The sequence below is a fragment of the Agromyces fucosus genome (genome assembly GCF_004134865.1).
Classification (GTDB): Bacteria; Actinomycetota; Actinomycetes; order Actinomycetales; family Microbacteriaceae; genus Agromyces; species Agromyces fucosus.
The window spans coordinates 193,860-209,516 of sequence record NZ_SDPO01000001.1 but is presented as its reverse complement, the minus strand read 5'-3'; the positions used below and the strand labels follow the sequence as shown (position 1 = coordinate 209,516).

Sequence of the window (15,657 nt, the reverse complement as noted above, 5' to 3'; positions counted from 1 at the left end):
CCGGGTTCATTTGACGGCTCCGGCCACGAGGCCCTTGTAGATCCAGCGCTGCAGGAACAGGAACGCGACGAAGGTCGGCACGATCACGAGGATCGTGCCCGCCGCGATCACCTCCCACTGCGCGCCGAACGGCCCCTTGAAGTTGAACAGCGAGGTCGAGATCATGCCCTCCGACGGCAGGTACAGGAAGGGCAGGTAGAACTCGTTGTAGATCGCGATGCCCTTGATGATCACCACGGTGGCGATCGCGGGCTTCAGCAGCGGCAGGATGACGCGCCAGTAGATGGTCCAGCGGTTCGCGCCGTCGATCATGGCCGCCTCGTCGAGGGAGATCGGGATGCCCGCCATGAACTGCAGGAAGATGTAGATCGCGATGATGTCGGTGCCGAGGAAGAGCAGCACGAGGGCCGCCTTCGTGTTGAAGAGGCCGATCCCTGAGATGATCTGGAACGTCGCCACCTGGCTCGTGACGCTCGGGATGAGCGTGGCCACGAGGAAGAGGCCCATGATCAGCTTGCGTCCGCGGAACTGGAACCGGTCGATCGCGTAGGCGGCCATCGTGCCGATGATGATCGTGCCGGTGAGCGAGATGATGAGCACGACCGTCGTGTTGACGAAGCCCTCCACCATGTCGCCGCTCGTGAACGCCGTCGCGAAGTTCTCGAAGTTGAACCAGTTCACCGGCGGGGTGAGGGGGCCGGTCGAACCGTACTCGTTCGAGCTCTTGAAGCTGGCGAAAAGCACGACCGACAGCGGCAGGATCACGAAGACCGCGGCGATGATGAGGGAGGCGTACTTTCCTACGCCGGGCAGTACGCGGGTCACGTGAGGTCCACCTTCTCGTCGGGGAAGAGCTTGCGTTGGATCCAGGTGACGACGAGCACGATCGCAAGGAGCACGACGGCCATCGCGGAGGCGAGGCCGACCTGTCGATACGAGAACGCCGTCTGCAGGGTTTGGATCACGAATGTCGCGGTGCCGTTGGCGCCGCCGGTCATGATGAACGGGATCTCGAACACCGAGAGCGCGCCGGCCACGGCGAGGATGAACGAGAGGCCGATGATGCGGCGGATGCCCGGGAAGATGATGTTCGTGAACTGCTGCCACCGGCTCGCGCCGTCGAGTTCCGCGGCCTCGTAGAGGTCACCGGGGATCGACTGGATCGCGCCGAGGAAGAGTACGAAGTTGAGGCCCGTGTAGCGCCAGACCGAGGTCCCGGCGAGCGAGTAGTTCGCGATCGATGCGTCGCCGAGCCACTGCGGCGGGTCGCTCAGTCCGAACCACGAAAGCACGGTGTCGAGCGTGCCGTCGGGCTGGAACAGGTAGAGGAAGACGAACCCGATCGCGACGCCGTTGATCAGATACGGGAAGAAGATGACCCCGCGGAAGAAGTTCGAGAACTTGGTGCTGAAGCTGAGCAGGGTGGCGAAGTAGAGGGCGAGCGCCATCTGCACGAACGCGCCCACGAAGTAGTAGAGGCTCACGCCGAAGACCGAGAAGATCCTTGGGTTGGTGAAGACCTCGACGTAGTTGTCGAAGCCGACCACGTTCTCGATCCGGCCGAGGCCGTTCCAGTCGGTGAAGCTGTACCAGATCATGTTCGCCGCGGGCAGGTAGGTCAGCAGCAGCAGGAGTCCGACCGCACCGACGAGGAACAGGTACGGGGTGAACCGCGAGATGAGTGGCTTGCTGCCGGCCGGGCCGCTGCGGCGAGGTGCCCGGACCGCGCGGTTGGCGCGCGTGGGCGGGGGGTCCTCGAGCGATGCGACGCCGTGAAGCGGACCGGAGATGCCCACGGGGTCGGGTCCTGTCGTCGACACGGACATGCGGTGCTCCTTCGTCATGCACTCGGCCGTTCGGGGTCGGGCTCGGTGCGGTGGTGCGGGTGGTGCGGGATGCAGGGAGATCCCGGCGCCTCGGGCCGGGGCGCCGGGATCCGAAGTGCTACTCGGCCAGTTCGTCGACCGCCGCACCCCACTGCTCGTTGAGCTGCGCGAAGAACGACTTCTTGTCGCCGTCGGCCTGGCCGCGGGCCACGTCGATGAGCTTCTGGCGGTAGATGTTGCCCCAGACGTCGACCTGGGACAGGTCGGCGGTGTCGCTGAAGAGCGACTCCTCACCCGCGGGTGCCGCGGCGATCTCGAGCAGTTCGGTTCCCGATTCGCTCAGGCCGCTGAGGTTCTCCGGGAGATCGGCAGCCTTGATCGCCGAGATCATGCCCTGCGTGTCGGTGAAGCCCGAGTCCTCGATCAGCCAGTTCATCCAGGCCTCGGCCGTCGCCTTGTTCGACGAGTTCTTGTTCACGCCGAGGAAGTAGTCGCCTGCGACGGTCGCGTACTGCTGGCCCTCGAGGTTCGTCGGGAACGGCATGAATCCGACGACACTCGGGTCGGCACCAGCATCCGTCGCCGCGGCCTGGAACTGCGAGATCGCCCACGAGCCGAGCACCATCGCACCGATCTTGCCGGTCGCGAAGTCGCCCTTCGACTGCTCCCAGTTCGTCGTGAGCGGGTCGGCCTCGGTGAGGCCCTGGTTCACGGCGTCGAAGAGCAGCGAGTCGAGCGCGTAGATGTCGGTGCCCTCGGTCCACGGTGCCGGGTCGTGCGCCATGACGGTCTGTGCGGTCGGGTCGCCCGTCACCGCGCCGATGATGTTGGTCCACTGCCCGCCGAGCGGCCAGCCGTCCTTGTAGTTCGTGTAGAGCGGCGTGACGCCCTTGGCCTTGATCGCCTCGAGGTCGGTGAGGAACTCCTCGGGCGTGGTCGGCAGGTCGGTGATACCTGCGTCGGCGAACACCTCGGTGTTGTAGAGCACGCCGTTGGCGTTGCCGCCGAGGGCGAGGCCGTATTGCGTGCCGTCGACCGTCTTCGGCGCGAGGAACTGGTACGTGTCAGCGAGGTCGGCGGCATCGCCGAGGGGCTCGAAGAAGTCCGCATACTGATCGGGCGAGACGCCGTTCGGAATGAGCAGCACGTCGCCGTAGCCGTTGGGCGTACTGAGACGCGTCTTGACGTCATCCTCGTAGTTGGTGATCGCCTCGACCTTGACCATGGCGTCGGGGTACTTCTCCTCGAACTCCGCGACGTACTCGTCCCAGGTGCCGTCGGTCTCCAGGTCGGTGCGGTTGGTGAGGAACGTGATGTCGCCGTTGACCTCGCCGGAATCGCCGCTGTCGTCGGTACCGCCTGCGGCGCACGACGTCAGCAGCAACGTCGCGGCGGCCACGGCGGCGAGGCCGACGATTGCCTTGCGTGATGCCATGTGAACTCTCCCTTGTGTGTGGTCACCCTCGGATTGCAGTCGAAGGTGCCCTCGACAGCGGGGGTGGCAGAAGTGAGCATACGCATTTCTAAAGCGCTTTAGCAAGTGCTAGTGTCATCGCTGTCTCGTTCTGTCCCCGGATCGGTAGTTCCCCCGATATATCGCCTGGCCTCGCGTTTCTTCGGGTGCGACAGTTGCCGGAATTCGAGAATGTCTTCCCGAATGTCTCACGACAGACATCAGCCGGCACAACCCCAAATGTAAGGAGAATTTATGGCCGTGCAGACCAGGGCGACTTTGCACGATGTCGCGCGGCTGGCCGGCGTCAGCGCGAAGACCGTCTCACGCGTCTACTCGCAACGCGACCTCGTCGCACCCGACACCGTCGAGCGCGTGATGAGCGCTGCGAAGCGATTGCGCTTCCGACCGAACCTCCTCGCCCAGAGCCTGCGGCGCGGCGGCGGGGCGACGACTGTCGGATTCATCATGGGCGAACTACTGAACCCCTTCTACTACACCGTCGCCGCGGGCATCGAGCGAGAACTCGCACTGCACGGGTTCGCGCTCATCGTCGCCACGACCGACGATTCCGTCGAGGGCGAGGCTCGCGTCGCGGACACGCTCCTCTCCCAGCGGGTCGGGGCGCTACTCATGATCCCGGTGGGCGAGGATCAGTCCTATCTGGAGGGCGAACGACAGCTGGGCACACCAGTCATTGCGATCGACCGACCAGCGCGCGATCTCGTCGCGGATTCTGTCGTTCTCGCCAACCGTGCCGGCGCGTATGAGGCGACCAGAGCTCTCATCTCGCGAGGCCACCGACGCATCGCCTACATCTGCAATCCTGCGTCCGTCTATACCCAGGTGGAGCGGGTCACGGGGTATCGCGCCGCATTGGCAAGCGCGGGCATCGACCCCGATCCGCGCTGGGAACGTCTGCTGGACGACCCCGCATCCTCTCCTGAATCAGTCGTGCGCGATCTCATGGTGCAGCCGTCCGTCCCGACGGCGATCATCGCCGGTAACAACCGCGTCTGCATCGGCGCTGTACGGGCGACCCTCGAGATGCCGGCGCCCCCGGCCCTCATCGGCTTCGACGATTTCGAGACCGCCGATGTCCTCGGAATCAGCGTGGTCGGACACGACCCGATGGAGATGGGCCGCCGTGCCGCGCGCCTCGCCGTCGAACGTATGCGCGACCCAATTGGTTTCACCACGCAGCTCGAACTGCCGACCAGGCTCATCGCGAGAGGAAGTGGGGAACGCGCTCCAGCTCTTTCCGAATCGTCCCGTTGATCGATCAGGCCGGTCCGGTAGATCCGCGAACCACGAGGCGCGGCGTCTCGTCGAGATACGCTCCCCGCTCGGCACCGTCGATGAGGTCAAGCAATCGACGGACCACATGCGCGCCGAAGCCAACGACATCGCGTCGGAGGGCGGTGAGCTGCGGAAAAGTGTGCTCGCAGAGCACGGAATCGTCCCATGCGATGATCGATAGGTCAGACGGAACGGAGAGACCACGTTCCATCGCCACGCTGAGACCCGTGACCGCCATCACGTCGTTGTCATAGATGATGGCCGTCGGGCGATCGGCTTCGTCAAGGAGCGACCTCGTCGCGACCCGGCCGGACTCGGGCAGGTAGTCGGTCCGGGCGATGGTGGAACTCAGTCCGAGCCGCTCGGCCTCATCGAGGAATGCGACCTCACGAACCGCGGTATGCGCGAAGCGATCGAGGCCCGCGACCCGAGCGATGCGCCGATGGCCGAGACTGGCCAGGTATCGCACGGCTTCGCGCATGGCAGTGTCGTCGTCGGTCGAGACGCTCGTGAGGCCATCGGCGACGCTCGCATCCCCGACAACGACCGTCGGTAGGTCATCGGAGGCCGCGAGCAGGTCGACCCGGGGGTCATCCGGAGTGAGATCGACCAGGAGTACGCCGTCGACGCGTCTCGTCGCGCGCCATTTCGCGATCGCCTCGAGCTCAGCCGCCGGCGTCGGCACGAGTTGCATCAAGAGTGCGTAACCGCGGATCGCGAGTTCCGACTCCATGCCCGCGATGAATCGCATGTAGAAGGTCTCGATCCCAAGCGTGTCGGGATCGCGGGCAAGCACCAGCCCGATCATCTCGGTGCTCGCGACGGCGAGCGATCGCGCGGCGGTTGAGGGAGCCCATCCGAGTTCGTCAGCGACCTGACGCACGCGCTCTCGGGTGGCCTCGGAGACTCCGTCTCGGCCGTTCAGCGCGAAGGACACTGCCCCGATGGAGACGCCCGCCCGCTCGGCGATGTCCTTGATGGTGACTCGCCTTGCCTGCGGGGCTCGGTCCTTTGCCACGGCTACTCCCCGGCCTTGTCTCGGCGTGTCGGTGCGCCGACCTGCGAGACCGATGGAAGGAGTTGAATGTTGCGCACACGCACAAATCTACGCCCTTCGCCGAGCACCGACTGAGTCGTCGCCGGACTACCCTAACCGGGGGGACTCAGCACGATGAACGATCGCCCTCCATGGGGTGGCGGAGCCCCGCCGCCCGGGGCGGGACATCCTCGAACCAAAGCCAGGCCGCTTGCTGATGTCGTCTTTCGTGGCAATCGCGACTGCAACGCCAATTCGCTGGCCTGGCGGGCAACCGTCTCGGAGCAAGCTCCTCCAGTGTCATGCCGACGACCAGGGATCTCGAAGCCTACAGTCTCGTTGCTAGCCGAAGGAGATGTCCTCCAAGTAGGACGTGGGCCCCGAGCGAGGACTCGTGCAATACAGATTTCAAGCCGGATCGAGCGGGTCGTCTCCTATCCGCGGCCAGCAGGTGTCAGCGAAGAAAAAGCCCAGATCAGAGGCCATTGGTAGGGCGGACGGGACTTGAACCCGTGACCGATGGATTATGAGTCCACTGCTCTGACCAGCTGAGCTACCGCCCCGCGCACCGGGTCACTCTGGAGTGGCGGCCGGCGCGACGTCGGTGACCGGATCGGTCACCGGCTTCCCACGATACAGACTCTCGAACGTCGAGATCGTGCGCTGGATGTCGTGTGCGGCGATGAGCCGGATCGACCCCTCCTTCAGCGCTCGGTACTCGGCCGGCGACGCCTCGAGCACGATGCGCAGCTTCGCGGCGAGGTCTTCGGCGTTGCTCGGCTCGAAGAGGTAGCCGTTCTCGCCGTCGTGCACGAGGTGCGGCAGCGCCATTGCGTTCGCCGCGACGACGGGCAGCGCCGAGGCCATGGCCTCCATGGTCACGATGCTCTGCAGCTCGGCGATCGACGGCATCGCGAGCACCGACGCGCGGTGGTAGGCCTCGCGCAGCTCGTCGTCGGTCACGTACCCGGTGAACTTCACCCGGTCGGCGATGCCGAGTTCGACCGCCAGGTGCTCGAGGTGCTTCTTCTGGTCGCCCCCGCCGACGATCTCGACCTTGGCGTCGAGCTCCTTCGGCAGCAGCGTGAGGGCGCGCAGCAGCACGTCGATCTGCTTCTCGCCGGTCACGCGACCGACGAAGAGGATCCGGTTCTCGGTGCGGGGCTCCCAGTTGGGCGAGTACTTGTGCGCATCGATGCCGCACGAGATCGCGTGCACGCCGACGAGACCGGTGTGCTTCTCGAGGAACTGCGCGGCCTTGCGGGTCGGTGTCGTCACGGCCTCGGCGCGGCCGAAGGTGCGGCGTGCGGCCTTCCAGGCGAGACCGACGGCCCACTCCTGCCACCCTGCGGGCAGCAGGGTGAACTCGAGCATGTTCTCGGGCATGAAGTGATTGGTGCCGATGATGCGGATGCCGCGCTTCTGGGCCTCGACCGAGAGACCACGGCCGGTGATGATGTGCGACTGGAAGTGCACGACGTCGGGCTTGACCTGGTCGATGACCTTGGCGCTGTTCTGCCGGATGCGCCACGGCAGCGCGAATCGCAGCCAGTCGTGCGGGTACCAGCGCCAGCTGCGCAGGCGGTGCGCGGTGATCTCCTGACCCTCGTGCACCTCCTTCCAGGTGCCGTGCTTGCGGTTTCCGGCGGGGGCCATGACGTGCACGTCATGGCCGCGTTCGGCGAGACCTGCCGCGAGGCGCTCGGCGAAGCGCGCGGCACCGTTGACGTTGGGGGCGAAGGTGTCGGCGCCGATCAGTACCGTGAGCCGTCGTTCGGTCTCGGCTCCGGCGGTGCCGGGACCACTCGCACCGGGGGTGTCTGACACGTGGGGTTGTTCCTCACCATTTCAAGGGATCGAGGGCGATCGGCCCTCGTCGGGGCATCGGGGCGCTGCGATAGGCGGCTCGACGCGCGGACTGAATCCGACGATAGTCTACGCAGCGCACCGGATGCTCCCCTGTGCACGCATGTCGCCGGAGCCGTCGTCGCTCAGCTCACAGGCGCGTCTGCGGGTGGTTCCGTGCGAGTTGGAAGACGCCCCACACCGCGATGACGCCCGCGACGATGAAGACGCCGATCGCCCAGAGCGGCGCCTGCGACGCCTCGCCGAGCACCGCGATGCCGATCGCGACGGCGACCATGGGATCGACCACCGTCAGTCCGGCGATGACCAGGTCGGGCGGGCCGGAGGCGTACGCGTTCTGCACGAAGTAGGCGCCGAGGGCGGCGGCACCGAGCAGCCCGATCACGCAGAGGGTGGTCAGCCACTCGAACTCCCCCTGCTCCACCCGCCCGATGACGACCTTGGCGAGCGTGGCCACGAAGCCGTAGAGCACGCCGGCCATGATGACGTAGTAGATCGCGCGGATGTGCTGGCGGAAGAGTGCGAACGTGACGCCGGCGGCCGCGAGCACCACGGCGAGGATGATCAGGATCGTGATGAGCTGCTTGTCGGTGACCGGCTTGTCGACGGCCGTGAACGCGGCGACGCCGACGAAGAGGAACACGCCGCCCACGCACATCACGATGGCCGTGATCGACTTGCGGTTCAGCTTCACGTGATTGATGCGGGAGTTGAGGATCGAGGTGATGACGAGCGCGATGGCGCCGAGCGGCTGCACCACGATGAGCGGCGCGAAGTAGAGGCTCGACAGCTGGAAGACGATCGCGAGGCCGAGCATGACCGTGCCGATGACCCACGAGGGCCGCGCGAGGAGCAGCGCGAGTTGCTTGAAGTTCAGCCCCTTGCCGAAGCTGTCGACGGTGCGCGACTCGACCTTGACCACGCCTCGGTGCTGGAACTGCGCGCCGAGGGAGAGGAACACCGCGCCGACGAGGGCCAGCGGGATCCCGATGAACTGGGTGGGGTCGAGTGCGATCTGCTCGGTGAGGTCGCTCAGGTCCGGTTCCACGCATCGACCCTACCCGGTCCGTGCCGGATATCCTTGCCGAATGGCCGTGCTCCCCATTCGAATCACCGGTGACCCGGTGCTGCATTCCCCCGCCCTCCCGATCGAGGAGATCGACGACGAGATCCGCACCCTCGTGGCGGACATGTTCGAGACGATGGATGCCGCTCCGGGCGTCGGGCTGGCCGGCCCGCAGGTCGGCGTGGGGCTCAGGCTCTTCACCTACGGATGGGTCGAAGAAGACGGCACGCGGTGGCGAGGCGTCGCGATCAACCCCGAGCTCTGGATCTCCCCGCCGCCGGCCGGTGAGCCCGACATCGACGAGGAGGAGGGCTGCCTCTCGTTCCCGGGCGAGCGTTTCGGGCTTCGACGCGCCGAACGCGCGATCCTCCGCGCGACCGACCTCGACGGGGAGCGATTCGAGATCACGGCCGAGGGATGGCTCGCACGCATCTTCCAGCACGAGTACGACCACCTCGACGGCACGCTCTACACCGACCGTCTCGGTGAGCGCGATCAGCGCATCGTCGCGAAGATCACCCGCAAGCTCGGCTGGGGCAAGCCCGGTGCGCAGTGGATGCCGGGCGTCGACGAGCTCGAGGCCTGAGCGGCACCAGATCAGCGGATGCCGCGTGGCGCCGGTTCATGCGAGGGCGCGGATGCCGGCGGCGACGAGCGCGGCGACCGCCACGACGACGATGAACGGCACCCTGAGCGCGTAGAGCGCGGCCGCGACGATCACCGCGGGAACCCGCGCGTCGACCACGATCTCCTGGCCGGCGCCGAGGGTCTGCACCGCGATGAGCGCGGCGAGCAGCGCGACCGTCAGCAGGTCGGCGATACGTGCCGGGCGCTCGCGCTCGAGGAAGCCGGCCGGCACGAGGTGCCCGACGAGCTTGAGTGCCAGGGTCGCCGCACTGGCGATGAGGATGATGTGCCACGTGGTCACGATGCACGCCGCCGATCGAACAGGTTGAACCAGCCGACGACGACCGCGACCACGGCCGCCACCAGCACCGGGAGGCCGGGCATGAGCACCGGCGTGGTGAGCGTCGCGACGACCGCCGCCGCCACCGCGACGGCGCCCGCCTGGAATCGCTTGAGACGCGGCCACAGGAGTCCGAGGAAGGCCGCAGCGGCCGCGGCATCCAGCCCCCACGCCCGCGTGTCGCCGATCGCGTCGCCGATGAGGGCGCCCGCGAGCGTCGTCAGGTTCCAGCCGACGAAGATCGTGATGCCCGTCACCCAGAAGCCCATGCGCGCCGCCCGATCGTTCGACTGTGCGAGCGCGACCGCCGTCGACTCGTCGATCGTGACCCACGCCGCAGCGACGCGTCGCCAGATGCTGCCTCGTCCGGTCGCCGGATCGACGTCGTCGACGATCGGCTTCATGCGCATGCCGTAGACGACGTTGCGGATGCCGAGCATCGCCGCGGTCGCGATTGCCGACCATCCGGCCGCGACTCCACCGCTCGCGAGCACGCCGACGAGCGCGAATTGCGAGCCACCGGTGAACATCACGAGGCTGAGGAAGCAGGTCTGCCAGATGTCGAGGCCCGCCGCCACCGCGAGTGCGCCGAAGGAGACGCCGTAGATGGCGGTCGCGAGGCCGACGGCCAGGCTGTCGCGGACCGCCGTCGAGCGCTCGGCAGCAACGTCGTCGCCGTCGCCGGCGGCGGATGCGTCGGCAGCGGTGCGCTCGTCCACAGACCCTCCTGTTCCGTCCACCAGAATATCCGGGCGCGGCGGCCCCGAAGCCGGCTCGAGGGGCCTCGGCTAACGTTGGCGAGTGCTCACCTTCGTTCACGCCGACCCGACGACCGAGGCCGCGCGCCTGATCCTCCGCCGCTACTACGACGACATCATCGGCCGGTACCACGGGCGCCCCGCGACGGCCGCCGAGATCGAGGAGACGCTCGCCGATGAGCCGAGCGACGACCTGCAGGGCGGCACCGGAGCCTTCGTCCTCGCACTCGACGCCGACCATGTGCTCGGGTGCGCCGGCGTGCGGTACGTCGGCGACGAGATCGGTGAACTCACCCGTGTCTTCATCACGGCGGAGGCGCGCGGCCGAGGCGTCGGGGCAGCGCTCATCGGTGAGGTCGAGCGCCTGGCGGAGCAGCACGGGGTGCGACGCATGCGACTCGAGGTGCGCGGCGACCTGGTCGAAGCGCAGCGCCTGTACCGTCGCTCCGGCTATCGCGAGGTACCGGCGTTCAGCGATGGTCCGTACGCCGACCACTGGATGGCCAAGGATCTCGTCGCACCGGCGTGAGGCCGCCACGGCAGGGCGGAGACGAGAACGGCCCGGCCTCCGAAGAGACCGGGCCGCGAATGCTCCCCCACTTGGACTCGAACCAAGAACCTACCGGTTAACAGCCGATTGCTCTGCCAATTGAGCTATGGAGGATCGCTTGTTCAGCGATGGATACTCTAGCAAAAGGTTCGCCCGACTCCCAATCCGAGGCCGCCTCGACAATGCCGCACGCGACCGCACGGACCTCAGTAGCCTGCGACCGGATCGATCCGACCCTCGAAGTCGCCGTCGCCGAGGAACGCGCGCACGTTGTGCGCGATGCGCTCGGCGAAGAGCGGCACGGTCATCTCCTCGGTGTCGGCCACGTGCGGCGTCACGATGCAGTTGGGCGCCTGCCAGAGCGGATGCCCCGTGGGCAGCGGTTCGGGGTCGGTGACGTCGAGCCCGGCACCGCCGAGGTGGCCCGACTCCAGCGCCTCCACGAGCGCTCCGGTGTCGATGAGACCGCCTCGTGCCACGTTCACGAGCACGGCGCCACGAGGCATCCGCTGCAGCTCTGCCGCTGCGATCAGGCCGCGTGAGTCGCCGGTGAGCGCCGCGGCGAGCACCACCACGTCGGCGTCGTCGAGTGCCTCGCCGAGGCGCGTGGTCGGCAGCGTGCGTTCGGCGCCGACCACGGGCTCTGCGCTGCGCCGCACGATCGTCACGCGCGCACCGAATGGAGCGAGCAGACGCAGCAGCTCGACGGCGATGCCGCCGGCGCCGACGATGACGACGTTCGCACCGTAGAGCGTGCGGCCGACCTCGTCGACGTGCCACGACGTCGCGCGCACACGTCGTGGGAGCTCACGGAGCACCGCGAGCACGAGCATGAGGGCGTGCTCGGCGACGGGCTGCGCGTAGGCGCCCTTCGCGCTCGTCCACACACGCCCGTCGCCGGCCGCACGCCCGATGAGCCCGGCGAACGCGTCGACGCCCGCCCACGGCAACTGCAACCACGCGACCGACGGGTGCTCGTCGAGCACGCCTGCGAGATCTTCGCTGCCGGATGCCGCAGTCCACACGATTCCGCGCGTCGCGGCCGTCAGCGGGGCGACGACTCCCCCGGCGCGCTCGACGGCGGCGACGAAGGCAGGCTCGGCCGATGGCAGGATCGCGATCGGACCCGCCTCGACCGGCGTGACCGCCGCGCGGCGCGAACCTGGTGCGCCGGGCACGACGCGATGCCGTGCGCGCGGCGCGGGCGCCGCGGCATCCGTCATACCGAAGGACCCAGATCGAGGTCGTCGATCACGGCATGACCGGCATCGAGCGCGCCCGCGAGGGCCTTCACGTACGGATGCTGCGGGTCGTCGAGCACCTCGTCGATCGTGCCGATGGCGACGAGCCGACCACGATCGAGCACCGCGACGCGCTTCGCGGTACTGCGCAGCACCGGCAGGTCGTGGCTGATGATGACGGCCGAGAACGTGTGCTCGCGCTGCAGCTCGCCGATCAGCTGCGCCACGACGTCGCGCACGGTGAGGTCGATGCCGGCGGTGGGCTCGTCGGCGATGAGCACCGACGGCCCGAGCACGAGCGCCCGGGCCAGCGCCACCCGTTGCCGCTGCCCGCCCGACAGTTCGTACGGGTACATCTCGAGCTTGCCGAGCGGCAGGCGCACGCCGTCGAGCATGGTCGCGACCCGGGTCGCGAGGGCGCGCGCGTTGTAGCGGTGGTCGCGCTCGAGGATCGGCTCGCCGATGATCTCGGCGACCGTGCGATCGGCGGGCAGGGTCGACGCCGCGTCCTGCGGCAGGTAGCCGACATGGAACTGGTACTCGGGCAGCTTCCGCTTCGGGATGCCGCGCAGCGACTGCCCGAGCACGGTGGCGTCGCCGCCGGTGATGAGCGGCCGGCCCTCGGATGCGCGGGCGTCGAGCGCGACGCCCGCGAGCAGCCGCGCGAGGGTGCTCTTGCCGCTGCCAGCGCTGCCGAGCAGGCCGAGGACCTCGCCCGGCGCGACGGAGAAGCTCAGGCCGTGCAGGGCGACGTGCGCCGGACTCGGGCCACGGGCCGGATACTCGACCGACAGGTCGTCGAGCACGATCGGATAGCCGTGGGCGGCGCCACGCATCACACCGCCTCCCGGAGTCGCCGGAGTTCTTCGCGACGCTCCGCCTGGGCGACCGGGTCGGGGACCGGCAACGACGCGAGCAGTCGCTGCGTGTACGGATCCTTCGGCGCACCGAGCACCTCGGCACCCGTGCCCTCTTCCACGAGCGAACCGCGGTAGAGCACCGCGATGCGGTCGGCGAGGATGTCGACGACGGCGAGATCGTGGCTGATGAAGAGCGAGGCGAAGCCGAACTCGCGCTGGAGCTCGGCGAAGAGCTCGAGCACGCGGGCCTGCACCGAGACGTCGAGCGCCGAGGTCGGCTCGTCGGCGATGAGCAGTTCGGGCTCGAGCGCGAGCGACCGGGCGAGGCTCGCGCGCTGGCGCTGCCCGCCCGACAGCTCGTGCGGGTAGCGGTCGCCGTAGGCCTTCGGCAGCTGCACCGCCTCGAGCAGCTCGTCGACCCGCTTGCGCGCTGCAGCGGGGTTCGAAGCCCTGCCGTGGATGACGAGGGGCTCGGCGACGCATTCGGCGATCGTCAGCAGCGGATTGAAGCTCGACGCCGGGTCTTGGAAGACGAAGCCGATGCGACTGCGCAACGGCCGGAACTCGCGCTCCCGCACGCCGTTCATCTCGTGGCCGAGCACGCGCAGCGAACCGCCCGTGACCTTCGTCAGTCCCGCGATGGCACGACCGATGGTGGTCTTGCCCGAGCCGGACTCCCCCACGAGCCCGAGCACTTCGCCCGGGCGGATGACGAAGTCGACGCCGCCGACGGCCTGGAACCCGGGCTTGCCGAAGCGGCCCGGATAGACGATCTCGAGACCGGATGCCTCGACGACGGGCGCCTGCTCGAGCCAGTCGGCCGGTCGCTTCGCCGCGCGTTCGATCGCGCTCGCGGTGCCGGTACCGACGTAGGGCACCGCGGCGAGCAGCGCCTTCGTGTAGTCGGCCTTCGGCGAGGCGAAGAGGGTCTTGGCATCGGCCTCTTCGACGACCTTGCCCTGGTACATCACGGCCACTCGGTCGGCGAGATCGGCGACGACGCCCATGTTGTGCGTGATGAGCACGATGCCCATGCCGAACTCGTCGCGGCAACGGCGGAGCAGATCGAGGATCTCGGCCTGCACGGTCACGTCGAGCGCCGTGGTCGGCTCGTCGGCCACGATCAGGCCGGGGTCGAGCACGAGCGCCATGGCGATGACGATGCGCTGCTTCTGGCCGCCCGAGAACTGGTGCGGGTAGTGGTCGACCCGGTGCTCGGGGTCGGGGATGCCGACCCGGCCGAGGATCTCGATCGCCTTCGCCCGCGCGTCCTTCGTCGAGATCGACGTGTGGGCACGGAGCCCCTCGATGATCTGCCAGCCGACGGTGTAGACCGGGTTCAGGGCGCTCGAGGGCTCCTGGAACACCATCGCGACATCCGTGCCCCTGACGGCTCGCAGCTGCTTCTTCGAGAGCGAGATGACGTCGCTCTCGGAGGTGCCGGCCTTGTTCGACAGGATGACGGCACCGTTCGTGGTGGCCGTCTCGGGCAGGAGACCGAGGATCGTCTTCGCGGTGACGGTCTTGCCGGATCCCGACTCGCCGACGATCGCGAGCACCTCGCCGCGCTCGACCTTCAGCGAGACGTCGTCGACGGCCTTGACCGCCCCGGCGTCGGTGGCGAACGAGACGCCGAGCCGCTCGATGTTGACGACCGTGCTCATGAGCGGACCCCGATTCCGTGTTCGTCGAATGATTCGCCGTCTTCGAGACCGCCGAGCCCTCCGGGACCCGCGGTCAGCGTGCCGCCGGGGACGACGGAGGTCTCCGCAACGGTGCCGGAGGCCTGTGCGACGCGACGACGGCCGCGCAGGCGCGGGTCGGCGAGGTCGTTCAGGCTCTCGCCGACGAGCGTGATGCCGAGCACCACGAGCACGATCGCGAGGCCCGGGTAGAGCGCCGTCCACCAGATGCCGCTCGACACGTCGGAGAGCGCCTTGTTGAGGTCGTAGCCCCACTCCGCCGCCGCCGTCGGCTCGATGCCGAAGCCGAGGAAGCCGAGGCCCGCGAGGGTCAGGATCGCCTCGGACGCGTTCAGCGTGAAGATCAGCGGCAGGGTGCGGGTGGCGTTGCGCAGCACGTGGCGGAACATGACCCGGCCGTTCGAGGCCCCGAGCACCTTGGCCGATTCGACGTACGCCTCGGCCTTGATGCGCACGGTCTCGGCGCGGATCACCCGGAAGTACTGCGGGATGAACACGACCGTGATCGAGATCGCCGCCGCGAAGACGCCGCCCCAGAGGTTGGACTGGCCGCCCGAGATGACGATCGCCATGACGATTGCGAGCAGCAGCGACGGGAACGCGTAGATCGCGTCGCACACCACCACGAGCACACGGTCGAGCCAGCCGCCGAAGTAGCCGGAGACGAGGCCGAGCAGCACGCCAGCGAACAGTGACAGGATCACCGCGATGACGATGACGTACAGGGCGGTCTGCGCACCCCACAGCACGCGGGAGAGCACGTCGTAGCCGCCGACCGTCGTGCCGAAGAGGTGGTCGGCCGACGGCGGCTGCTGGCTGCCGAAGGGGCCCTCGAGGTCGCGCAACTGCGCGAAGCCGAACGGGGCGATGAGCGGTGCGAAGATCGCGACGAGCACGAAGAGCCCAGTGAGCACGAGGCCCGCGACGAGCATGCCCCGCTGGAGGCCGACGCTCTGGCGCAGCTGGTGCACGACGGGAAGGCGGTCGCGCAGGCGCCGCCTCGGCGGCTGGATGACGGTGTCGGTCGACATG

15 protein-coding genes and 2 tRNA genes are annotated in these 15,657 nt (G+C 68.1%); 3 read left to right on the top strand and 14 right to left on the bottom strand.

From position 1 onward, the window contains the following. Positions 1–6: 6 nt before the first annotated feature. The 3 genes from ESP57_RS01030 to ESP57_RS01020 form a co-directional block, all read right to left on the bottom strand. Complete coding sequence (locus tag ESP57_RS01030) at positions 7–825, bottom strand: carbohydrate ABC transporter permease (RefSeq protein WP_207904453.1); 819 nt, start codon at positions 823–825, stop codon at positions 7–9. Further along, the gene (locus ESP57_RS01025) at positions 822–1,826 is read right to left on the bottom strand and encodes a carbohydrate ABC transporter permease (protein ID WP_129230246.1); all 1,005 of its coding nucleotides are present in this window, start codon (positions 1,824–1,826) and stop codon (positions 822–824) included. The genes ESP57_RS01030 and ESP57_RS01025 overlap by 4 nt, the downstream gene beginning before the upstream one ends. 118 nt (positions 1,827–1,944) lie before the next feature. After that, on the bottom strand, positions 1,945–3,261 hold the full coding sequence (locus tag ESP57_RS01020) for an ABC transporter substrate-binding protein (protein WP_243648361.1): 1,317 nt from the start codon (positions 3,259–3,261) through the stop codon (positions 1,945–1,947). Between the two features lie 273 nt (positions 3,262–3,534). On the opposite strand from ESP57_RS01020, the gene ESP57_RS01015 reads away from it, so the two are divergent. Next, positions 3,535–4,557, top strand: coding sequence for a LacI family DNA-binding transcriptional regulator (locus ESP57_RS01015; RefSeq protein ID WP_056008539.1), 1,023 nt, complete (start codon positions 3,535–3,537; stop codon positions 4,555–4,557). Between the two features lie 4 nt (positions 4,558–4,561). Here the strand turns inward: ESP57_RS01015 and ESP57_RS01010 are convergent, their stop codons facing one another. The 4 genes from ESP57_RS01010 to ESP57_RS00995 all read right to left on the bottom strand — a co-directional run bounded on the left by ESP57_RS01010 (position 4,562) and on the right by ESP57_RS00995 (position 8,528). Further along, positions 4,562–5,596 carry a LacI family DNA-binding transcriptional regulator gene (locus ESP57_RS01010; protein WP_129230244.1) on the bottom strand — a complete coding sequence of 345 codons (1,035 nt, stop codon included), beginning with the start codon at positions 5,594–5,596 and terminating at the stop codon, positions 4,562–4,564. 504 nt (positions 5,597–6,100) lie between these two features. Beyond that, positions 6,101–6,177, bottom strand: a tRNA-Ile gene (locus tag ESP57_RS01005). Between the two features lie 10 nt (positions 6,178–6,187). Continuing rightward, on the bottom strand, positions 6,188–7,441 hold the full coding sequence (locus ESP57_RS01000; protein WP_243648359.1) for a glycosyltransferase: 1,254 nt from the start codon (positions 7,439–7,441) through the stop codon (positions 6,188–6,190). Between the two features lie 169 nt (positions 7,442–7,610). Then, positions 7,611–8,528, bottom strand: coding sequence for a DMT family transporter (locus ESP57_RS00995; RefSeq protein WP_129230242.1), 918 nt, complete (start codon positions 8,526–8,528; stop codon positions 7,611–7,613). Positions 8,529–8,568: 40 nt separating this feature from the next. Here ESP57_RS00995 and def point away from each other — a divergent pair, with 40 nt between their 5' ends. Beyond that, positions 8,569–9,132, top strand: coding sequence for a peptide deformylase (gene def, locus ESP57_RS00990; protein WP_056008505.1), 564 nt, complete (start codon positions 8,569–8,571; stop codon positions 9,130–9,132). A gap of 36 nt (positions 9,133–9,168) precedes the next feature. On the opposite strand, the gene ESP57_RS00985 is transcribed toward def, so the two are convergent. Continuing rightward, a complete protein-coding gene (locus ESP57_RS00985; protein WP_056008502.1) occupies positions 9,169–9,474 on the bottom strand; it encodes an AzlD domain-containing protein in 306 nt (101 codons plus the stop codon). Next, entirely contained in the window at positions 9,471–10,232 is a 762-nt protein-coding gene (locus ESP57_RS00980; protein WP_129230240.1) for an AzlC family ABC transporter permease, read from the bottom strand. Before ESP57_RS00980 ends, ESP57_RS00985 begins: the two co-directional genes overlap by 4 nt. An 82-nt stretch (positions 10,233–10,314) precedes the next feature. Here ESP57_RS00980 and ESP57_RS00975 point away from each other — a divergent pair, with 82 nt between their 5' ends. Then, positions 10,315–10,800, top strand: a complete 486-nt coding sequence (locus ESP57_RS00975) for a GNAT family N-acetyltransferase (protein WP_129230238.1) — start codon at positions 10,315–10,317, stop codon at positions 10,798–10,800. A 62-nt stretch (positions 10,801–10,862) separates the two neighbouring features. On the opposite strand, the gene ESP57_RS00970 is transcribed toward ESP57_RS00975, so the two are convergent. From ESP57_RS00970 to ESP57_RS00950, 5 genes are all read right to left on the bottom strand, one after another. Next, positions 10,863–10,935 (bottom strand) — tRNA-Asn (locus ESP57_RS00970). A gap of 92 nt (positions 10,936–11,027) precedes the next feature. After that, positions 11,028–12,044 carry a D-isomer specific 2-hydroxyacid dehydrogenase family protein gene (locus tag ESP57_RS00965; protein WP_129230236.1) on the bottom strand — a complete coding sequence of 339 codons (1,017 nt, stop codon included), beginning with the start codon at positions 12,042–12,044 and terminating at the stop codon, positions 11,028–11,030. Further along, positions 12,041–12,898 carry an ATP-binding cassette domain-containing protein gene (locus ESP57_RS00960; RefSeq protein ID WP_056008496.1) on the bottom strand — a complete coding sequence of 286 codons (858 nt, stop codon included), beginning with the start codon at positions 12,896–12,898 and terminating at the stop codon, positions 12,041–12,043. Before ESP57_RS00960 ends, ESP57_RS00965 begins: the two co-directional genes overlap by 4 nt. Further along, positions 12,898–14,586 (bottom strand): ABC transporter ATP-binding protein, encoded by a 1,689-nt coding sequence (locus tag ESP57_RS00955; RefSeq protein WP_129230234.1) that lies wholly within the window; start codon positions 14,584–14,586, stop codon positions 12,898–12,900. The genes ESP57_RS00960 and ESP57_RS00955 overlap by 1 nt, the downstream gene beginning before the upstream one ends. Next, positions 14,583–15,656: an ABC transporter permease gene (locus ESP57_RS00950; RefSeq protein ID WP_129230232.1), complete on the bottom strand. Its 1,074-nt coding sequence runs from the start codon at positions 15,654–15,656 to the stop codon at positions 14,583–14,585. Before ESP57_RS00950 ends, ESP57_RS00955 begins: the two co-directional genes overlap by 4 nt. Position 15,657 lies beyond the last annotated feature (1 nt).